This is a genomic window from Dyadobacter sp. CY343, from assembly GCF_021390335.1.
Taxonomy (GTDB): domain Bacteria; phylum Bacteroidota; class Bacteroidia; order Cytophagales; family Spirosomataceae; genus Dyadobacter.
This window is the reverse complement of the sequence record NZ_JAJUXK010000004.1, coordinates 501,014-521,582: the sequence shown is the minus strand read 5'-3', so window position 1 is coordinate 521,582 and position 20,569 is coordinate 501,014. Positions and strand designations below refer to the sequence as shown.

Below are 20,569 nucleotides of genomic sequence, written 5' to 3'. Positions count from 1 at the left end.
TTATATTAATTGATTCCTTTGCGCTTTTTGTAATCCTGGTAACGCTGGTTATATTCTTTCAGATCGGCCTCTTTGAAGCTTTTTTCATAACGTTCCGGTAAGTTCAGGCGCTCCTGCATTTGTAGGGTATTCGAAAGTTCGACGAGGGTATTGGTGCCTTTCTGGTCTTTTTTTAGGTCAAAAGCGTCGTACAAATCTCCGCTGACGGTGTAAGCTTTAAATGAAAGCTTGTCCTTTTCAATATGAATTACCTGGTAGAGCTGTGTATTGGAAGCCGCCCTGTCCATCCAGTCCTGCAAACCAATATCGTACATTTTGGGACCACTCACCGAAACGACATAAATGGGACCGTCGGGCTTTTTGCGACTTTGTCCGACCGGCATATTAATGCCACGGCCGTAAGTATGATCGTGGCCTTGTAACACAATATCTACCTTGTATTTTTTATACAGCGGCTCCATTTTCTCCCGCCACTCATCGTTGTCCCGACCTTTTTTAGTAGAATAAATCGGGTGGTGATGTACAACTACGGTCCAGCGGTTCGGGTTTTCATTAACCGTATTTTCAAACCATTCAGCTTGTTCGTTCAGTTGTTTTTTGCCGATTGTAGCTTCTTCTGAGTTCAGGAAAATAAATCGAGTTCCTTGATAATCAATGTGATAAGTTGTTTCCTGCAACCCTTCCGGGCCATTTTCGGGCAATGCAAATTGCGGGCGCCAATGTTTTGATACCTTCTCTTTCAAACCGTCGCGGTAATATTCGTGATTACCGGGCACAGCCAGATTCGGCACCATTCCATTGATCCAGCCGCCCGCTTCAAACCATTCGCCCCATTCATAATCGTTGTTGGACCTATTGATCAGGTCGCCCGCGTGGATCATAAAATTCGCTTTCGGCAATGTCGAATAAGCCCCGCGAACTGCCCGAGACCACAAGCTTCTCACATCATTTTGCGCATCTCCGAAGTACAGAAAAGAAATAGGTGCCTCTTTGTCGGAAGCTGTCGTAAAATGAAACCATTCACTCCAATTTTTTCCATCCCCAACCCGGTATACATATTGCGTAGCAGGTTTTAGATCAGTGAAGTCGACTTCGTGGTACAGCGCGGTATGTTCGTCAAAAACAGCTTTTTGCATATTAGCTTTGACCATTTTTGCCTTGTTGGTAAAATCAGGCGACGGATCGGCTTCGTGAATAGCCGCAACCGCTTCTTTGATCGTAGTATCAGTCCGCCAGTTGACTGCCTGCGAAGTCGCAGGATTTCCTTTAAAACCTAGAATAACGCGGTCGGGGAATGCGGTTGGGAGGTATGTTTTGTTTTGCGCAAAAGTCGCTGATAATGAAAGAAGAACGAGATATAGGCTAGTCAAAAGGCGGAATAGATGCATAAGAATCGATAGTTTCACTACAATTATACCGGTTTCGCAAGCGATAAGGCTAGTCGTAATTTCGATTTTACAAATACATCACATTAAAGTCTGTCAAATAGTAAGCGAGCCGGGAAGCATTAAAAGAAACGGGAGCGCTTTTTCAAAGTCCAGTTGATCGTAAAAGATGCCTAGTCGGTTCAGATTTTTGTAATACTGCGCTACGTGCTGATAATAGTGTTTCTCAGACTGCACGAACCAGGCAGTATCTCCCAATTTTTCAGCCAAAAACCATTTTTCCAATAATCGTCCCGCTCTTCCATTGGCGTCGTTAAATGGATGAATGCAAACGAATTGGAGGTGAATGCAGGATGCATAGTAAAATGCTTCTTTAATAGACAGATCCATTTTTATCAGTTGCTCAATATCAATCCATAGTTTTCGCATTTCAGAATCAACAATTTGAACAGGAGCAGCTTCAAACTGGATATTACCCGTATTGTGTTCCAGTACCAGCATTTCATTCCGCCGGTAAACCCCGCGCCACTTTTCCGGTAGCAAATGTTGGGAAATGATTGTATGCGCTTTCAGGAAATTCTCGGACGTCAGTTTGTTTTCATGCGCAAATAAATAGGCTCTAAACAGATCATTCGGCTTTTCCGTAAGTTCCGGCAGATATTCAATGTGCTGAATCTTGTGTTTGATGTAGCTGTCAACTTCCATCGGTTCTCCCTCAATTTTGGAAGACGAAATGACTGCTACGGAGGTATAAAAAGTAAAGCTGTTTGGAGACAGCGCGGCTTTCTGAATTTCGTCAAATGCAGCTTTCAAATCAAAATTGATCTGGCTGAGGTAATTTTCGAAAAACGTTTCCCGCAGGATTTCCATGGTACCAGTTTGACTTTACTATCTAAAAAAGGAACAATAATAGGGATTTCCTGTTCTTTCCAATGGTTACCGTAACTTTGTATTAAAAGATAATCCTCGTTTTGCAACAGAAAACACTCTTCATCACCCCGCCTTTTACACAGCTCAATACACCTTATCCGGCTACGGCTTATTTGAAGGGGTTTTTGAATACGCTGGGGCGGAAATCGTATCAGGCGGATCTGGGCATTGATGTGATCCTGGAATTGTTTTCTGCCAAAGGTTTAGCCAAACTTTTTGCGCAACTCGAAGATTCGGATGCAGAGCTGACAGAAAATAGCTTTCGGATTTATGCCCTCCGCGACGAATATATCAGCACAATCGACCCAGTAATCCGGTTTCTCAAAAATAAAAATCCAACCCTCGCGCACAGCATTTGCGACCGCAGCTACCTACCCGAAGCCAGCCGGTTTCAGCAGCTGGAAGATATGGACTGGGCTTTTGGAACAATGGGGATCCACGATAAGGCGCGGCATTTGGCTACGCTCTATCTCGAAGATCTGGGTGATCTGATCCAGGAAGCGATCGATCCGCATTTCGGTTTTAGTCGCTACGCCGAGCGTTTGGGCAGGTCGGCTACCAGTTTCGACGAAATGGAGCAGGCGCTAGAAATGCCGGATACGCTTTTGTCTCACACATTGAAAGAGGTTTTGGAGGGAAAATTACAGCAATATCAACCCGATATCGTCTGCATTTCAGTCCCTTTTCCGGGAAATTTGTACGGTGGATTTAAGTGCGGGCAGTATTTAAAAAAGCATTATCCCGCTATCAAAGTAGTAATGGGAGGTGGTTTTCCAAATACTGAATTGCGTTCGCTGAAAGAGCCGAGGGTTTTTAATTATATCGATTTTATCTGTCTCGACGACGGTGAGGCGCCGTTATTGTCTTTGCTCGATCACCTAGACGGAAATCGGGAGGCGGCACAAATGAAGCGCGTGTACTCTCGTATAAATGGCGAGGTAGTCTATCATAATGGTGCGCGGGAGCGGGATATTGCGCAGAGAGATACCGGTACGCCGGATTACAGCGACCTGCCACTCAATGATTATTTGTCTGTGATTGAGATTGTTAACCCGATGCACCGGCTTTGGAGCGACGGCCGCTGGAACAAGCTGACGCTCGCGCACGGATGCTATTGGGGCAAATGCACTTTTTGCGACATTTCGCTCGACTATATCCGTCGCTACGAGCCGATGACCGCCGGTTTGCTTTGCGATCGAATCGAAGAAATCATTGCGCATACTAACCAGAACGGTTTTCATTTTGTGGACGAAGCCGCGCCGCCCGCATTACTGCGTGATTTGGCATTGGAAATTATCCGTCGAAAACTGACGGTAGTGTGGTGGACCAATATCCGTTTTGAAAAGAATTTCACGCACGATCTCTGCTTGCTGCTAAAAGCTTCGGGCTGTATTGCTATTTCCGGCGGACTTGAAGTAGCTTCTGACCGGCTGCTGGAAAAGATGAAAAAAGGGGTGACTGTTGCGCAGGTTGCGCGGGTAGCGGATGCATTCACAAAAGCGGGCATTATGGTGCACGCGTATCTGATGTATGGTTTCCCCACGCAAACCGCCCAGGAAACGATTGATTCGCTGGAAATGGTGCGGCAGCTTTTTCAGGCTGGCATTGTCCAATCAGGCTTTTGGCACCGGTTTGCGATGACCGCCCACAGTCCGGTGGGTTTACATCCGGAGGAATTTGACGTAATGAGATTAGGGCCAGATACCGGCCGGTTCGCCAACAACGATCTGGAACACGATGATCCGCTAGGCGCCGAGCACGAGCGTTTTTCGGAAGGTTTGCGAAAATCTTTGTTCAACTATATGCACGGAGTTTGTCTAGATTTCCCGCATTCGCGGTGGTTCGATTTCAAAGTGCCGGTGACCTCCATTCCGCCCAATTATATTGAAAGAAGTATCAGCGAGCTGCCCGACGTGATCAGTCGCGCGAATGCGGTTGCAGTTTGGCTGGGTAGCCTTCCTGAAATGGCTGTTTTTGAAGAGAAAAGAGGGAAAAGTATCTTTGAGGTAGCGGAGCTTGTATTTTATAACAAGAAGAAAGAGTGGGCTATCGAAGCGGATGTGGCGATCGGAGAGTGGCTGGTTGGTGTATTTCCAAAGCTGTTAGTATCTAATCCAGAACCGTTGTCTTTCGATAAGTTCATGAAAGAATTTGAGCTCGCCGGACTAGGGAGTTTTGAAATATTTGCCCAAACAAAAACCTGGACGGATCTCCGTACGGGCGGACTATTAATACTGTAACTATCAGTATCTCAGCACTTCAAAACTTTTAAGCTCATTATCAAAAGTGGTGAAAACAGCAGGGTAACCAATATCCACCCGACCAATTTTATTCGCCAAATTCAAAGCTTTCGCCGGCCGTATCGTTGCCATTTCGATCGCTTCCTGCAAAGGTATTCCAATGATTTCGACAGCATTTCTGACTGCGTCAGGAAGAGAAATGGTCGCGCCGGCAAGGTTACCGTCGGAATTGGTATAGCGGCCGTCTTTCAGGTAAGCATCGAATTCGCCCCATTTGAATTCTGTCACTTTCTCGCCCAGAAACAGCGCGTCGGAAATCAGGAAAAGTTTGTCTTTTTTGATCTTGTAAGCAACACTTGCCGCACCGAAATCACAATGCACGCCGTCGATAATCAGCGGCGCGTATACGGACTCAGTGTCAAAAGTAGCTCCTACAAGTCCGGGAGCTCGGTGCCCGAAAGCTGACATTGCATTGTATAAATGCGTGACCAGATTAATACCCTGCGAAAATGCTTTGGTAGCCTCTTCATAAGTTGCATTGGAATGCCCGGCAGAAACTGTGATATCCGAGTCCAGCAGCATCTGGATTTGTTCTTCCGTGAACATTTCCGGCGCAATCGTAATCAGGCGAATTACCCCTTTTCCAAGCCGGATAATTTCTTCCAACTCGTCATTCGAGGGTTTTCTAACAAATCCTGCCAAATGTGCGCCGCGTTTGATCGGATTCAAATACGGGCCTTCCAAATGCATTCCCAGCACGCCTGAACCGGGGTTTTTCTCCATAAAACTTCTAGTTGCTTCAATACCTTTCAGGATATTTTCGTGTGGAGAAGTAATAAGGGTTGGCAGCACGTAGGCTGAGCCGGTTTTTAAACTTGCTGAGTAAATATCTTCAATCGTCTCTTCATCAGCGCGTTCCGTGAAATAGTACTTTTCGCCCCCGTTAATGTGGCTATCAAAAAAACCGGGTGCCAGATTGTCCACGCGAATTTCGTGCGGACCGGCTTCTGCATATTCCATTCCCGCAATCTGCCCGTCCAGGATTTTGATGGACTGATTTTCAAGTACTTCGGATCCTGTAAATACTCTGCGGGCAAATAATTGGAAAGACATAAGCGGTTTAGAAAATGGCGATATCAAGAAACAAAAAATGAGCAGCGCTTCAAAACGCTATTTGATAATAATATCAAATTTTGTCAATAGCCCGGCGAGGTCGGAGGACCGAAATTTGGCTTTGCGAATGTTATTGGAAGTGGGATCGATCGTGAAGTTTTTACAGGTTGTGAAGTCCAGACCGGCCAGATTAGTATTAATAAAAACCGCGTCCCAGAGGTCGCAATCGTGGATTTTGCTTTTCGATAAATCGGCCTGCGTGAAGTCAGCGCCGTGAATTTTGCACTTTGTGAAAAAGGATTTGTTCAGTTTTTTTCTTTCGAAAATCGCATAGTCGAGAATGCATTCTTCAAACTTAACTGCAAATGCAAAGTCTTTGGCTTCCGAAAAATTGACACCGGTAAGTTTGCAATTGCTGAATGTAATATCCGAGATCTTACAGTTTTTGATTTCGGCATTGCTCAGGTTGCAGTTTTTAAAAACACAATCCATGAAGTCGATACCCGACAAGTCTGAAAAAGTGCAGTTATTGAATGTAACCTGCTCGTAGGCAGATTCCACGGGTTTTCGCTCCGTGAAATCGACGTTATTGATTGATTCCAAAAGGTTTAAGTATTGGTAAGAGAAGAGATCAAAGGTATTTCTTAATGACGGATTTTAGTTGATCAGCCTGCACCACACCCGACTGGCGCCACATTGGTTTGCCGTTTTTGAAGACAATCAATGTCGGTACACCCTGGATCTTATATGCATTGGCGGCCGACTTATTTTTATCAACATCGACTTTAATAATCGTAGTAGAATCTCCCAGATCGGCTTTTACCTGATCCAGAATCGGTTTCATCATTTTACAGGGCCCGCACCATTCGGCCGAAAAATCGACCAGAACAGGCTTATTTCCATTGATCAGTTCTGCGAAAGTTGCCATGATTTTGAGTTTTTTAGTTCAAGATAAAGTGAATGTATCCTGTATAACTAACTCAATTTTTCCTTTAAAAATTTCCCAAACTTCATTTCTACGTATTCGTAGGTAAAGTGAGAATAGATAATGGTGAGTAAAATGGAAGAAGTGAGTGAAATAGCGATCATCAAATCTGTGGGTTGTGATTTCAAAAACCTGAAAAGCACCACGTTGACGAATATGAGTACCAATGCGTGGTTGAGGTAAATGGAGTAGGATATTTTACCGAGGTACTGAAAAGGCTTGGTGGAAAGCATTTGTGTAACGATTCCTTTCGAGCTGGCGAAAATGACAATACCTGCCGAAAAGAGCGGCGGAAAGATCAACTTCCACAGATTCAGGTCCAAATAATGGACTAGGTACATGGCGGACAGCAGTACGATCAGGAAAGGGATTTCCAGTGCGGAAAGATGAAAAGTTCTTTTACTTAAAATAAAATGCGTGAATATGCCGAGGCAAAAGCAGAGTAAACCTCTAACAAAACCATAATCGTAAGCCAGCAGATATTCGCCTCTTGAATAGATAAAAACCGCAGACAAGATCGTGATTAATATGAAAGACAGGTACTTGAATTTTGGTACCAAAAGGATCACCAATCCGAAAACCACATAGGAAATCATTTCAGCAGAAATAGACCAGGAAGGGTAGTTATTGCTTATCCACGAGCCGAAAACGGGCGTGGAACCCATGAAAGTGAGTGCGTCGAATGCAGTGTAAAAGTAGTAGGAGAGCCCAAGGCTGCCGACGTTTTTCATCGAACTCTGGTCGCCCAGTAGGTTGGCTAATACGAAAATCACTTCTGTGTAGAACAGGAGCGGATAAAGCCGGATGAAACGTTTTTTGAGGAATTGAAAAAAATCGCCCGCCGTGTGAATGCGGTTTACGTAATTCAGGGCTATTACAAAGCCGCTGAGTACGAAGAAAAAATCAACGAAAAGGCTCGCATTGATTACAAAGAAGTTATTATAGAGATAATGGTCTTTAAAAGCATTGTGATGATGAGCGATGACCAGTACCGAAAATATGCCCCTAAGTCCGTCCAATTGTTCAACTCTGCCTTTCATGAGAATGATTTTGACTTGCCGGGGTGCATGTAAAGCAAGCGATCGGAAAATGGAATGATTTAGGTGGTGGCAACCGTGGTAAGCCGCGTGGCCGCCTTCTTTTTCTGGTAACTATCAAGGTAGCGGATTCCGAGGAAACGGATCATTACCGCGTAAGGGAACCAGAATGCAATGTCGTAGGGTCTTCCGCCGGTAACGAGCAGTACCATCATCGACAAAAAGAAAAATGCGAGAAATGTGCTGAGCGGGTTGGTATACCTCCGGATTTCGCGGATTGCGAAGAGAAAGAGAAAGAAATTGAAGGCCGCAAAGAAAAGAAATCCGAAAATTCCCTGATCCACCCAGGCTTCCAGGATAGGTACATCGAGGTAATCGGCTTTATAGCCACGGCCTAGAAATACTTCCCACGAAAAGATCGTTTCCATAAATTCACCAAACCCGCTTACCCGGCCCATAGCGGAATAATCCACATCGGCTTCCTCCGAAAGGCGGACCCCGGTTGAGGTAAAGATCACGTTCATGATCCGGTCCTGGAAAATATCCCAGTAACCCAGCAGTAAATTCAGAATATCGCCGTAGCGCGCCAGGAAGTAATTAATTCCAACCAGAATAATCGCAATGAAAATGAAGTTCCGAAGTTTGAATGCATTCCCGATCGCAGAGGTGATATTTGAAAATTTGAACCGGAAAATAAAATAAGCGAAAGCGGCGAGACCCAAACCAAGATAGCTGGATTTGGCAAGCGACATAACCACCACACCGAGTCCGAAAAGCACCGAGAAAAACAGAAATATCCGGGTTAAGAGGTTCTTTGTATTGCCAAGCATCATCAATGCGGTGAGCATACATACGATCCCGTTTCGGGCTGTAATGTGCGGATTACCACCTGGCTGGGCTCCTTCGTTGGCAAAATTGACCGCTGCCCGCATCCCCGGAGTCCAGTTTGGATCCGTGATCAGCGAGTAAACAAGGGTGATATTAGTAAAAAACGAGAGGAGAAAAATGATCATTACCAGCGTGTCCTTCACATCGTTCGGAACGTGCATTAAGAGCACAATGAAGCCGAATGTAAATGCGAAGTTTCCGACGTCGGCGACTGATTTTCCTACATTATTAAAAAACATAAAGTAGTAAAGCGCCATTAACAAAAACGCCAGACCCAGGTTCAGCAGAATGATATTCGGCTTGTAAAGTCGCTTGAAAAGGTGCATTGGCACCATTAATATCAGTGCAAATGAAAAGAAGATAGCGGTAAAAATGCTGCTTGCAGGTCCCACACCCAATGTATCCCTAATAAAAAATATCAGCGGAAACCCGTTGAACATCATAGCGATGCCCAGCGAATATCTGAGATAAGTAAAATTATTAGCTACATTAAGTAAGCTCCAATTCATCTAGAAAATCTGTAACTAATGTATTTGAAATCAAACCTGGAAATGAAATAAACGATTTTCCTGGTTCGGCACCAAAGATACTTGATTTTGTTGACTAGCGCCGAACTGTTCGTAGAAATGTACAATTCCTGCACCCGCTTGTGCTCCTCGCTTCCCACGTGCGCGATGGTCGAAGATTTAGCGTCGGCATGCACGCGCAATGCACCGCCAAGTCCGTCGATCTTCTTTGTAGTTGTTCCTTTTTTGGCGGTGTACCGACTTACAAACTCGTAATCGAATGCAAAACGGTAGCTTTCGTCAAAGAGACCATACTTTTCAACGAGCGACCGCTTGAAAAACAACGACTGATTGTGAATCTGCATTCCTTCCAAAATCTGGCAATCGAAATCAAAAGAGGTTGTTTTCAGGAGCTCGGTCACTTCGTCGTCGGTTGAGATCATGTACAAGTCTCCGTAGAGAATATCGGTCTTGTACTGCGCGGCTGCCTCTCCAAAACGTTTGAAAGTGCCTGGAAAATATACATCGTCCGAATTCTGGAAACTGATATAGTCGCCGGTTGCTCTTCTAAGCGCCTTATTAATAGCGTCTACCTGGCCCTTGTCTTTTTCCGAAACCCACCAGGTAATGTATTTTTCGTACTTTTTAATGACTTCAACACTATCGTCAGTCGAGCCGCCGTCGACGATCAGGTATTCCAAATTCGGATAGTTTTGGTTAAGAACGCTTAGAATCGTGCGTTCGAGAAACGGCGCCTGATTGTAGGAAGGCGTGATAATCGTCAGCTTCGGCAGGTTTTTCGCATTGCTTGCCGCTGCATTTACATCCAGTTGTAAACCGGACACAAATTTGCGCAGCTCATGTGTGTTTTTTTCTAGGAAATGCATTGCATCCTGTTTTTAGAACTGATCAATATATTCGGTAACAGCCGTAAGTTTTTTGGCGATATTATTTCGTAAAACGCGGTATCTGCGAATGTCGGGCACTTTTCCGTAAACGGGCAGATGTGATTCGGGCAGATATTTCCGGTAGTTTTGAAGGTTTTGTGTGTATTGTTTCAGCAAATTTTGAAATGTATCGTTCTGTCCGGCCAGGGCTTCATGATTGGACCAAACCGCATCGAAATACGTCAATCCTGTGAAATCAGCGGAAATAAGCGGATTTCCGTCAACTGTATATTGCCCTTTATTTCCTGAAAGTTTTTTATTCAAAATTGCGTTCAAACCAAAATGCCAGCCTGCGTGCGGGATTATTCTTGTTTTCGGAATCCAAACCGGAATGTAGTTCATCCAAAGCTGGTCCATATTCATTCCGTTACAAAGGTCAAATGCAGCTCTGTCGAGTGTCCGGCTGCTCCACCAATCCAGCGTTTTGCGGGTCGCTTCGGTATTTCTCAAAGTCCAGCTTCCGGAATGAAACATTCCTACATTCAAAATCCTTTTATCGTCGAGTACGTCTGACTTAGCAAGTGGTTTGAGAATGTTGGGAGTAAGATAAAAGTCAATGTCATTCTCTAAAACGGCATCGATCGACTGGTACAGCTCAACTGTGGGTGCAAGGAATGTGAGCAGAGTGCATTCGGGGTGCTGATTTAACAACCATTTCGCTACAAACGAGCGGGCGGCTGCCAATACTTCGAAATCAAAATAGTCGAGCACCCAGTTTTCCCAGGCCGGAATACCTATTCTTGAAATGTCAATAACCTGAATATTTGCAGGCAGTTCTTTCAGCGGCGCCGCGTCGACCCAGCAAAGGTAAAAAACAGCATTCGGTTCGCGTTTGGAAACCGAATCTGCCAAATTAAGTGCGTGAGCCAGATTTGTCCTGTTACAGACTGTATATATAATGTTCATTTAAGATCAATCGGCTTCCGGCATTGTTTTAAAATAAGACAATTCCTTGATATTGGATCGGGAAATGCCCGTCAGCGCAAAAGGTAGAGCATCGCTATTACCGATTTGCTGAACGTTTTTGGCAAAATGATTGCGAACGATATTCGTCGGCTTCCTGAGTTGCGGCCAGAAACGATTAGCTTCGAGGTCCCAGAAAACTGAGTCAGCGTGCTGCAAACGCGTTTCGTGCCTGTATTGATAAGCCTCTTTCCGCTTGTTTTGCAACGTTTTCGTCATTCGCTCAATCCGACAAAGGTAAAGTCCATTATCCGTATAACCCTTTCCGAACAGTATTTTTTCCTCAGTAGTTAGTCCTGAAAGCCTTTTTATGATCGTGTCCGGTGCACTTTCCGGGCTTGCGAAATAGGGCGGCGCTTTTAAGTAGTCGTACCCTTGCTTGCACCAATAATAGAGCTCATCACGTACAACCCAACTATTCAATTCGTGGATCAGCAGGAATTCACACCAGTTGAACCGGTCGTAAAAATCCTCCATTAAAAACAGGGAAGCGAGGTGATCGCGGGACTGGAAGTATTTTTTCGGAAAATAAATAACGTCAATATCCTCGTTGTGCTCTTTCACAATGGAAAGGTCGGCGCCTTCGAATGTGATGAAAATGAGCGGATACTTATGTAACGTTTCGAGACAATGGTGTAATAGCCTTTCTTCCGTCGGATTAATGTCGGGATTCAGAATGGGGATGAGTACGGATACAAGCTCTTTCATCAGAATGTTTCGAGCTGACCAATCACATAATGGATGGGTTTTTTGAGAAATTTACGCACCCGCTGGTAACGGCGAACCGGCACTGGCTTGATATATGCGCAAGGGAATTTTCTATAATATGCGTTTCCCTTTGATAAGAGGCTATTCCGGTAAATAGCAAATAACTCGGTAAGGTCGGTGCGGTCGGCTAATTCGAAACGGTCCTGATACTTGGACAATATATCGGGTTTTGCAGGATCATAGCCACTGTAATGAAAGAAGATCAGCGGAAACTGACCATTAATAATGAATTGATTATCAATATTATTGAATGTCCGTTCGTGCAGGTTCCAATAAGCTGCATTGTATCCGGGGTTCCTTTCTATTAATGTATTTTGTACAAAAACAGGCAAGAAATTCATCCAGTTCTGATCTACAAAAAGCCCGTTACAAAGATCTATCAGGCATTCGTATCTTAATTTCTCTTCCCACCAAGCTATAAACTGCGCAATTTGTTCACTCCGACTGAACGCCACAAAGCCGAGGTTGTACACGCCCGTATTCAAATGGTGCAGTTCATTGGGAGTCAGCTGGTCTTCGATTGGCGTTATAATGTGGGGCGTAACTACTGCATTGTATTTTTGCAGCGAGTTTACCAGTTCAGTGAGAGGCTGGAAAACGATAATATCCGGGTCGAAGTAGATAACTTCTGTCGCCTCAGGATAGTGTTTGAAAAAGTAGGTGAAATAGAAAGGCTTTACCGCGGTGTTGAGCTCAGTGATATTGTATCGCTCAGCCATTTCCTGAAAATCCCTTATTTCGATCTTATCAATCTCGATCATCGGGAAATCAGGCGTGTACGAACTTTCGAATGCGATTCCCTCCAATGTGTCGACGAGCCCGATGAAGAATTTTACATCCGGATTCGTGGCTTTGAGGGAATCTCCTAACGTTCGCGCCTGGGCTAGGTAGTTGATTGAGCAAATGGTAAAGGCAATGGTCATTGATTATGCTGTTCCGAAACCTGTAAAGGTAGGTACTTTTGGATGATAGCCTCGATACTGCCGATGCTTTTCTCGGTATTATGCCTTTGTAATACCTTCTTCCTGCCATTTTGCCCCATTGTATCCCTTAATGCAGGGTCAAGAATTAATTGGATAACTGCGTCGGAAGCAGCAGAAATGTCCATGAAGGGCACTACAAAACCAGCGTCACTTTCAATCAGCTCCGGCGCGCCGCCAGCGTCTTCAAAACACACGACCGGAATTTCCAGAAGTGCAGCTTCGAGTACCACAAGCGGGTACGGATCTTCCCGGGAACTGAGCAAGAGTACATCAAAACGGTCAATATAGTCGAGCGCGTGCGGAGTAGGAGGGATCAGAATAATTTTTTCACTTAACCCCATCAGGCGGATATCGCTTTCGATGAGTTCATAGATCTCGTGCTGCGGACCTGCGCCAACCCACACAAAATAGACGGGCAGCGGCTGAGTTTTGTGAATTACTCTTTTTGCAATCCAGTTAAATATATCATTTCCTTTGCGCCATTCGGCATTTCCGCAGCCACCGATCACAATCGCGTCGGCCGGGACTTTGTGCGTTCTTTCGAGTAAATCGTGTTGAACTGTCCGTAACTTCTCATCAATATGTTCGTGGTCAATCAGCGTAAATGTGCTTACGCGTGAAGAAGGAAAATCATATTTTCTGACATAATAGTTGGCGACTGCATGTGATACCGCGATCAGGTGGTCGGCCTTTCGCAGCATGAAAGCCAGGTGCTTTTCATGCGAGTACATTTTGACCGACATAGCCAGTTCGTGTACAAACAATACGAGCGGAATTCTGTGCAGGAATTTCAGGAAATCGTGATAAACGCCCGCATTGGCAATTGAATTGATGAAAACAAGGCCGATATTCTGCATTTCGAGTTCACTAACAACTCGGTCTGTGCCTCGCTGAACCGTGCGCTCTTCGTAAAATTTATAGAGATATACCTTTTTAAGCAGCTTTCCGGTAAAAGGCGTGGGAGCGACTTTGTAATTTTGGTAGAGCTTCGTTACGGTCACGACTTCTTCAAATTCTTTTTCCAGCTCTCCTCCACTGCAAAGCAAAAGATGCATCGGGACGCCCCGTTCTTTCAAAAGCCTCAGCAGCTGTAACAACAGCAGCTGGCTTCCCGCCCGGTTCGCGTCGTGACTGACGAATAATATTTTCTTTTGCTCCATTAACAATTATCGCTATCTCAAACTACGGACCTCACATGGTCAGCACAGAATCAATATATCAGTATGCTTCGTGGCTTAGTTTGCCAGGGACTTTTTTAGCCGGATTTCCGACATATATCCCCCATTCTTCCGTTTCCTTCGTGATCGCCGAAGCCATTCCCACCAGCGTGCCCTGCGCGATCGTAGTGTAATCACGGATTGTGCTGTTTACGCCGAAAAACGAATAGGATTCAACCACACAATGTCCCGAAAGAACTACGTGTGACGTAAAAAATACGTGGTCTTTGATTTGGCCGTGGTGACCGATGTGATTTCCACTCCACATTACCACGTTATTACCGACTGTCGTAAAAGGCTGGATCGTATTGTCTTCCAATATGAAGCAATTGTCGCCGATCACACTTTTATCGAAAATAGTAGCTTTGGAACTGATATAGGATATGAACTGATATCCTTTTGCTTTGGCTTCGTTGTAAATAGCCTCCCTGTTCCGGTTCATATTGCGGCCGGTCATCGGGGCGAAAAATGAATATTCTGCGGGAGAGAAGAGCGTTTCCACGTCCTCAAATGCAACAACAGGCAATCCTTTGAAAGATTCCTGATCTATATACTGGCGATTGATTGTGAACGCAACTATCTCATGTTCAGAGTCATGAGTTAAATAGTAGTGTGCAAGTTCTGCCGTGTCGAGTACTCCAAATATGATAATCTTGGCCATTCTAAATTAATTCGTAAGCTTTCAGTTGTTCCCGGATCTCTTCTGGATTATTGAACATCAGGATATCAATTACCGATAACCAAGGTACGAAAGCATTTTTAAATTGAGTATATGGGTACGGAAGACTTTTAATGAAGTCAAGCTTTATCCCTTCCCTCTCAAATTTGCCTTTGTCGTACAACTCCATTCCACCGATCGGGTTGATGTAATGCGTGGCATTCTCCTGTTTACAAATGTCCAGAATCCTGTCTTGTCCTTTCAGGTTTGTATTTTGATAGATCGTTGAGGAAGGGATTATTTCAGTCTCTATTTCCATGAAAGCGCAGGTTTTAATCAGCGCATGCAGGGTCAGTTCGTAAATAGTACTGACTTCTAAATTTACGATTTCTTCTATCAGAACAAAAACCTTTTGATAATGGGGGGCTTTCTGGTAAGACTGCTGAACGGTTTTCAGAAACTTTTTTTGCCAGGGCTCATTGGTCAATAACCCCACTTCATTGATCAGCTTATTCTGGCTCGCGTCCTTTAACGGAATTGTAAACAGGTGCGCTTTGCCCGACACTAGCATGTTATTCCTGTTGATCCAGCCTTTGTTTATAAAATTCACATCGTCGTAAATAATGAATTTATCGACGGCATTGATAAGCTGAAAGTATCCTATATAGGGAAATATATAGGGCTGCATGATAGCAATTGTCATTTGAAGCTATTTGAGTTTCCGAAGATAATAATCTTCTCCTTTTACATCCAGATTGGTCATTGTAGTGTCTGAGCCCAGGCGGATATCAGTAGGCAGAGCCCTGATCTTGCTGGTATCGTTCACAACACTTCTTGCGTAAAAAAGGTAGTCAGCTTCTTTGGGAATAGGTTTCAGCCCTTTCTCAAAAGGGTGAATTGAGATCAGCTTACGTGATAATTCTGCTCCATACAAGGGATATTCGAAATCATCATTAATAGTCGCTAATGCTACTGTTGCATTCGCCGGCACAATCGAATCGAAAGTCTGGTATGCCTTTGTGATATCGGGACGGGCAATAGTCTGGAATTCAATGCGCTCTGTTTTCAGCGCAGATTCGTGCCCGTAAGCTGGCAACGGAAGACAGCGTACATTGAGATACACCGACATCACCGCAGAAATACAAGCCAGACCGACCACTACCAATACATAACCTTTCCAGATATTGCGCCGGGGTTTTGTAATTGAAAGGCGGTGATGTGAAAATAGCAGCAGCAGAAAAAGAACGCCAAATAATCCGGTTTCAATGAAATACCTCCCTTTAAAAGGATCGTAAGGAGCTGAATAGGAGAGCGTAGCAAAATGCAGACAGAATGCTAGTGCCAGAAACCAATGCACCCGCGATCGGAATACACGCACCAAAACAAGTAATACCAGCGGAAGTGTCAGCGCAAAACCAAATACGCCCCAGTAAGGATTCGCATTGTAGTTCTGGAACCGACGCTGCATCGAAAAAGGGAGGATTGAGAAATCTGTCTCTTCGTCCAGGCGCATGCGCAGCTTGTCTTCAAGCGCAACAATCGGCTTTCTGATCGTAGTATTCAGATTATAACCCCACTGTGCATTCCGGATACCATCAAGATTGAAAAAATCGTAAGCATACCTTACCATATTCCGGCTCCCCTGCTCTAACAGGTTTGATACCGATCCGGCTCTTTCAACAGATTGATGTTTTAAAGAAGTAGGCGGCCCGATCGGGTGGCCGAAAACCATGATATTTTTGATATAGCCGGTTGGGAAAGTATAAATGAGCATCGCCACGAAAATGGACACGGCAAGCTTTACAAATCTACCAAAGAACGTTTTGAGATCAGGAGCCAGGAAAACGGTATAAAGCATGATCACAAAAACCGAAGGCAATAGTAGCGCAAAAGTTACTTTATGTCCGAAAACAATACCGAAAACCATTCCGGAGATGTAGAGGTATTTGTTGGCCCGGGTGGAATAGTAAGTGAACAGGAAATAGAGCAGACAACTCAGGTAAGCGGTCATCACAATATCCGTTTCCGTCGAAATTGCCTGCATTAAAAAGTCCAGGAAAAGGCTGTAAGCCAATGCGCAGAAGAAGCTGGCCGACAAATTTCTGCCTATGCGTTGCGATGTCCCGAATACTGCGACCAGCGAAATGTAATAGGAGAGGTGGTGGATCAGCTTGAATGCATTTTCAAAATTCCCGCTGATCAAATAGCTGTAAATTTGGATCGTTGTCAGGCTTTTTGGATAGGTATCCATATTCCAGTTCGTCCCACCAAAATGCGCCATGGTTCCATGCTGAATATAGCGCACGGCCCGGTTGAGGTGGCCTGTCATACTGTCCCATTCATTTGGTGCGGTAAAAAGTACCAGGATCAGATTCGTGATCGCGATAAAAGCGAACGTCGAGAACATGATCAGGAAAATGGCCTTTAAATAGGGCGAAAGCTCCCGCGACCAGGATTTGAAAACAGTCAACCTATTTGATATAATTGCCCTAACAGAGTAACCCGGAGATGCATTACCTAGATACGACCACAGCAAAAAATGGAGAAGCAGAATGAAGAAATTCCCAAAGATCCACGCGTATACATTGGCGGTGAGATCGAGGGCGGAAAGAATAAAACCACTGGGAATAATGCTTCCTGCGAAAAGAACAAAACAGGTAATAAGCCACTCAGTGAGAGAGGGTTGAGCAACCTTTTTTGCAACAAATCCTATACCGTATAAAAAGAGGAAAAAGGCGAGCCAATAAAAGAGTACCATGCGGTTATGGTGATAAATGACCGTTGATAATGCCGGATATGCGCTCGATGTCTGAGTAAGGCAGGCCGACGTATAAAGGCAAACTTAACACTCTTAATGCGATATCCTCAGAAACCGGACAAGCAAATTGCCGCGGCATAAAAGAAAGGGTATTCAAAGAAGGAAAAAAGTAGCGGCGCGGAATAATTTCCTGCTCACGCAAAGCATCCATTACACGGAACATCATTTCCTCTGAAGGAAATACAACAGGATAATAGGCGTAGTTGTATTCTATATCACTGCTGATCAACGGTTTGGAAAGAACATCCCAGTTCAGCAAACTATCGTAGGCTTCAAAAACTTCTTTCCTTGCCTGGATAATATTTGGTACCTGAGGCAAATTCACCAGCCCCATTGCGGCGTGAAATTCTGAATTTTTACCATTGATGCCTGCATACAAATAAAGGTCGTCGCCCTGGTGACCGAACGCGCGCAGCAAGTGCAGCTTTTTGTCCAGTTCAGGATGATTTGATATCAACGCCCCGCCTTCAATCGTGTGAAAAACTTTTGTTGCGTGAAAGCTGCATGTACTGATATCACCGTAAGAAAGGAGCGATTTACCTTTGTAAGTCACGCCAAATGCGTGCGCAGCGTCATAAATGACTTTGAGATTGTGCTTTTTGGCCACAGCTTCAATCGCTTCAATATCACAGGGATTCCCGTAAACGTGGGTTGCAAGGATAGCAGAAGTTGCCGGGGTGATCGACGCCTCGATGAGGGTCGGATCTATATTAAATGTTTGAGCGTCAATGTCTACAAAAACGGGCGTGCAATTCTCCCAAAGGATTGCATTGGAAGTCGCGCAGTAAGAAAAGGGGGTTGTAATAATTTCTCCTTTTAATTCAAGCGCTTTGATCGCAATTTGAAGAACGATCGTCCCGTTTCCACAAAAATAAAGGTGATCGACGTTGAGATAGTCTTTCAGTTCCTGTTCAAGCTGCTGTAATACAGGCCCGTTGTTGGTAATGTATCCGCGGTCCCATATTTCGTGGACATACTTGATGTACTCCTCCTTGTCAGGCAAAAAGGTTTTAGTGACATTAATCATTCACTACGTGTTCAGTTTGGCGAATGGAAAAATTAAGTTGAGGGCGAATATATCCGGGCCATTTGCCATACCAGGTAACATTTTCACGGTAGTCCTCAATATCAAATACCAGGGCTTCTTCCATGTTGTAAAGCACTGTACTTGTGTCCTTTACGATCATCATGGAAACCACATACGAGCCGTCGTTCAGGAAATTTCCTGGCAGTTCGCAGGTTCCGGTCACCAACCCTTTTGGGAAGCTTTCGGATTGTGTGCCCACATTGAATATACATTCACCGGTAAAGGTGTATAAATGCATACTCAGGTTCAGGTTTGCGCCTTCTACCAGATTCCAGAATTCGAACTGGAAATTGATAGGTGTCCGCACGTCAATATGGTTCAGATCGTCCTGATACTCAGGAAATAATTTGAAGCGTTTCACACGTACCTGATCGTTTCCTGGCGCACTTTCAATAGTGTCCCAATGTTTGTCGAGACTTTTGTGTGATACTTTGCTGAGGTAGTTGGTAACGATATGCGTCGTTTCACCCTGGTCGATCAACCGTCCTTTTTCAAAATAAAACGATTTATTGCAAAGTGCCTGAATAGCGGTCAGGTTGTGGCTAACAAATATCAGCGTACGACCGCTTTCCGAAACGTCCCGCATTTTACCAAGACACTTCTTTTGAAATTCAGTATCTCCAACTGCCAGAACTTCGTCAACAATCAGGATCTCAGGATTAAGGTGAGCTGCGATGGCGAAACCCAATCTCACGTACATACCCGAAGAATATCTTTTGACAGGTGTATCGAGAAATTTTTCAACGCCGGCGAAATCGACGATCGCGTCAAAAGATTCGCGGATCTCACTTTTCGCCATTCCCAGGATCGCGCCATTCAGAAAGATATTCTCTCTTCCGGTTAGCTCCGGGTGGAAACCTGTTCCTACTTCGAGCAAGCTGGCAATACGGCCTTCGATCTTGATCTGGCCCGTACTCGGTTCGGTAATGCGGCTGAGAATTTTGAGCAGAGTTGATTTCCCTGCTCCATTATGACCAACAATACCGATACGGTCGCCCTGGTCGATGCTGAAATTAATGTCCTTCAGCGCCCAGAATTCTTCTTTCTCTGAAAAATCGTCCTGCGCTTCCTTTCTTGAAAATAGTTTATCGACCGTCTCCGAAACAACATCACGCAGGCCCGAGGACCCACTTTTGCGCTGGTGGTCGATGATATATTTCTTACTGATATTTTCAGCTACAATTACAGGCATGCCTTAGCGTAATTTTTCAAATGTGATCAACAAACGTGTTCTCTTTTCTTCGAAAATAAATCAAAGATAATATGAGAATCGAAAAGGAAATGATCACCGTCGAGTACAAACTTTGTGGATTAAAATACGATTTTTCTCCCAGCAGGCACCAGCGGAACCCGCCGATAATGCCCACAAGGGGATTTAGGTTGTAATATTTTTCAAACCAGGTGTCTTTCACAAGCGAGCTTGGATAGGCAACCGGCAGCACGTACATGCCAACCTGGATTAAAAACGGAATTAACTGGCCGATATCACGAAAACGAACGTTCAGCACTGCAAAGAACAATCCGAAGCCCATCGATGTAATAAATGTAAGTAAAACAAAGAAAGGAATGTATATGATCTGCCAGCTTATCGTGTAGTCAAAGAATGGAGTAAGTACGATAAATATGCCGAGTGCGATCAAAAAATCTACAAAACCGACGGCGATAGAGCTGAGCGGCATGAGTAACCGTGGGAAATATACTTTCGATACCAGGTTTGAATTGAGCAAAATACTATTGCTGATCTGCTGAAATGTATTCGAGAAGAATGTCCAGATCGTAAGTCCGCTCAATACCATTAAAGGGTAGGGGACACCAGGATCGCTGTCTATTTTAGCCACATAACTGAATACGAAAACCATAACAGTCATCGTCATAAACGGCCGGAGCACACTCCAGGCGACACCCAGTAACGTTTGTTTGTAACGAACTGAGATATCCCTTTTGGATAAAATCCAAAGTAATTGTCTGTGCAGCCAGAGATCTTTCCAATAGTCCTTTTCAGAACCGCCTGCCTTAATTGTAGTCGTGTGTTGCGCCGCCATTT

Annotated in this window: 20 protein-coding genes; 2 read left to right on the top strand and 18 right to left on the bottom strand. The window is 44.5% G+C overall.

The annotated features are described in order from the left end of the window. Positions 1 to 5: 5 nt before the first annotated feature. A complete protein-coding gene (locus LZG94_RS14030) occupies positions 6 to 1,388 on the bottom strand; it encodes a metallophosphoesterase family protein (RefSeq protein WP_233792498.1) in 1,383 nt (460 codons plus the stop codon). Positions 1,389 to 1,481: 93 nt separating this feature from the next. Continuing rightward, positions 1,482 to 2,255, bottom strand: a complete 774-nt coding sequence (locus tag LZG94_RS14025) for a Fic family protein (protein WP_233792497.1) — start codon at positions 2,253 to 2,255, stop codon at positions 1,482 to 1,484. Between the two features lie 101 nt (positions 2,256 to 2,356). Here LZG94_RS14025 and LZG94_RS14020 point away from each other — a divergent pair, with 101 nt between their 5' ends. Further along, positions 2,357 to 4,555 (top strand): radical SAM protein, encoded by a 2,199-nt coding sequence (locus tag LZG94_RS14020; RefSeq protein ID WP_233792496.1) that lies wholly within the window; start codon positions 2,357 to 2,359, stop codon positions 4,553 to 4,555. A gap of 3 nt (positions 4,556 to 4,558) precedes the next feature. On the opposite strand, the gene nagA is transcribed toward LZG94_RS14020, so the two are convergent. From nagA to LZG94_RS13955, 13 genes are read right to left on the bottom strand one after another with little or no spacing between them, the layout of a single operon-like run. Further along, entirely contained in the window at positions 4,559 to 5,668 is a 1,110-nt protein-coding gene (gene nagA, locus LZG94_RS14015; RefSeq protein WP_233792495.1) for an N-acetylglucosamine-6-phosphate deacetylase, read from the bottom strand. A 57-nt stretch (positions 5,669 to 5,725) separates the two neighbouring features. Beyond that, positions 5,726 to 6,271, bottom strand: a complete 546-nt coding sequence (locus LZG94_RS14010) for a pentapeptide repeat-containing protein (protein ID WP_233792494.1) — start codon at positions 6,269 to 6,271, stop codon at positions 5,726 to 5,728. A gap of 28 nt (positions 6,272 to 6,299) precedes the next feature. Then, positions 6,300 to 6,596, bottom strand: coding sequence for a thioredoxin (trxA, locus tag LZG94_RS14005; RefSeq protein ID WP_215232582.1), 297 nt, complete (start codon positions 6,594 to 6,596; stop codon positions 6,300 to 6,302). Positions 6,597 to 6,643: 47 nt separating this feature from the next. Beyond that, entirely contained in the window at positions 6,644 to 7,693 is a 1,050-nt protein-coding gene (locus LZG94_RS14000; protein ID WP_233792493.1) for an acyltransferase, read from the bottom strand. Between the two features lie 59 nt (positions 7,694 to 7,752). Beyond that, on the bottom strand, positions 7,753 to 9,087 hold the full coding sequence (locus tag LZG94_RS13995; RefSeq protein ID WP_233792492.1) for a hypothetical protein: 1,335 nt from the start codon (positions 9,085 to 9,087) through the stop codon (positions 7,753 to 7,755). Then, positions 9,084 to 9,971: a glycosyltransferase family 2 protein gene (locus LZG94_RS13990; protein WP_233792491.1), complete on the bottom strand. Its 888-nt coding sequence runs from the start codon at positions 9,969 to 9,971 to the stop codon at positions 9,084 to 9,086. Before LZG94_RS13990 ends, LZG94_RS13995 begins: the two co-directional genes overlap by 4 nt. A gap of 12 nt (positions 9,972 to 9,983) precedes the next feature. After that, a complete protein-coding gene (locus tag LZG94_RS13985; protein WP_233792490.1) occupies positions 9,984 to 10,937 on the bottom strand; it encodes a hypothetical protein in 954 nt (317 codons plus the stop codon). 6 nt (positions 10,938 to 10,943) lie between these two features. Continuing rightward, a complete protein-coding gene (locus LZG94_RS13980) occupies positions 10,944 to 11,702 on the bottom strand; it encodes a DUF5672 family protein (protein WP_233792489.1) in 759 nt (252 codons plus the stop codon). After that, positions 11,702 to 12,685, bottom strand: a complete 984-nt coding sequence (locus LZG94_RS13975; RefSeq protein WP_233792488.1) for a glycosyltransferase — start codon at positions 12,683 to 12,685, stop codon at positions 11,702 to 11,704. The genes LZG94_RS13980 and LZG94_RS13975 overlap by 1 nt, the downstream gene beginning before the upstream one ends. Beyond that, a complete protein-coding gene (locus tag LZG94_RS13970) occupies positions 12,682 to 13,905 on the bottom strand; it encodes a glycosyltransferase family 4 protein (RefSeq protein ID WP_233792487.1) in 1,224 nt (407 codons plus the stop codon). Before LZG94_RS13970 ends, LZG94_RS13975 begins: the two co-directional genes overlap by 4 nt. A 58-nt stretch (positions 13,906 to 13,963) precedes the next feature. Continuing rightward, on the bottom strand, positions 13,964 to 14,623 hold the full coding sequence (locus LZG94_RS13965) for an acetyltransferase (RefSeq protein ID WP_233792486.1): 660 nt from the start codon (positions 14,621 to 14,623) through the stop codon (positions 13,964 to 13,966). A gap of 1 nt (position 14,624) precedes the next feature. Next, on the bottom strand, positions 14,625 to 15,323 hold the full coding sequence (locus LZG94_RS13960; protein ID WP_233792485.1) for a WbqC family protein: 699 nt from the start codon (positions 15,321 to 15,323) through the stop codon (positions 14,625 to 14,627). Between the two features lie 6 nt (positions 15,324 to 15,329). After that, complete coding sequence (locus tag LZG94_RS13955; protein WP_233792484.1) at positions 15,330 to 17,090, bottom strand: glycosyltransferase family 39 protein; 1,761 nt, start codon at positions 17,088 to 17,090, stop codon at positions 15,330 to 15,332. A gap of 69 nt (positions 17,091 to 17,159) precedes the next feature. Here LZG94_RS13955 and LZG94_RS13950 point away from each other — a divergent pair, with 69 nt between their 5' ends. After that, positions 17,160 to 17,342: a hypothetical protein gene (locus tag LZG94_RS13950; RefSeq protein WP_233792483.1), complete on the top strand. Its 183-nt coding sequence runs from the start codon at positions 17,160 to 17,162 to the stop codon at positions 17,340 to 17,342. Positions 17,343 to 17,382: 40 nt separating this feature from the next. On the opposite strand, the gene LZG94_RS13945 is transcribed toward LZG94_RS13950, so the two are convergent. From LZG94_RS13945 to LZG94_RS13935, 3 genes are read right to left on the bottom strand one after another with little or no spacing between them, the layout of a single operon-like run. After that, positions 17,383 to 18,465 (bottom strand): DegT/DnrJ/EryC1/StrS aminotransferase family protein, encoded by a 1,083-nt coding sequence (locus tag LZG94_RS13945; protein WP_233792482.1) that lies wholly within the window; start codon positions 18,463 to 18,465, stop codon positions 17,383 to 17,385. Next, positions 18,458 to 19,717, bottom strand: coding sequence for an ABC transporter ATP-binding protein (locus LZG94_RS13940; protein WP_233792481.1), 1,260 nt, complete (start codon positions 19,715 to 19,717; stop codon positions 18,458 to 18,460). Before LZG94_RS13940 ends, LZG94_RS13945 begins: the two co-directional genes overlap by 8 nt. A 16-nt stretch (positions 19,718 to 19,733) precedes the next feature. After that, complete coding sequence (locus LZG94_RS13935; protein ID WP_233792480.1) at positions 19,734 to 20,567, bottom strand: ABC transporter permease; 834 nt, start codon at positions 20,565 to 20,567, stop codon at positions 19,734 to 19,736. Between the last annotated feature and the right edge of the window lie 2 nt (positions 20,568 to 20,569).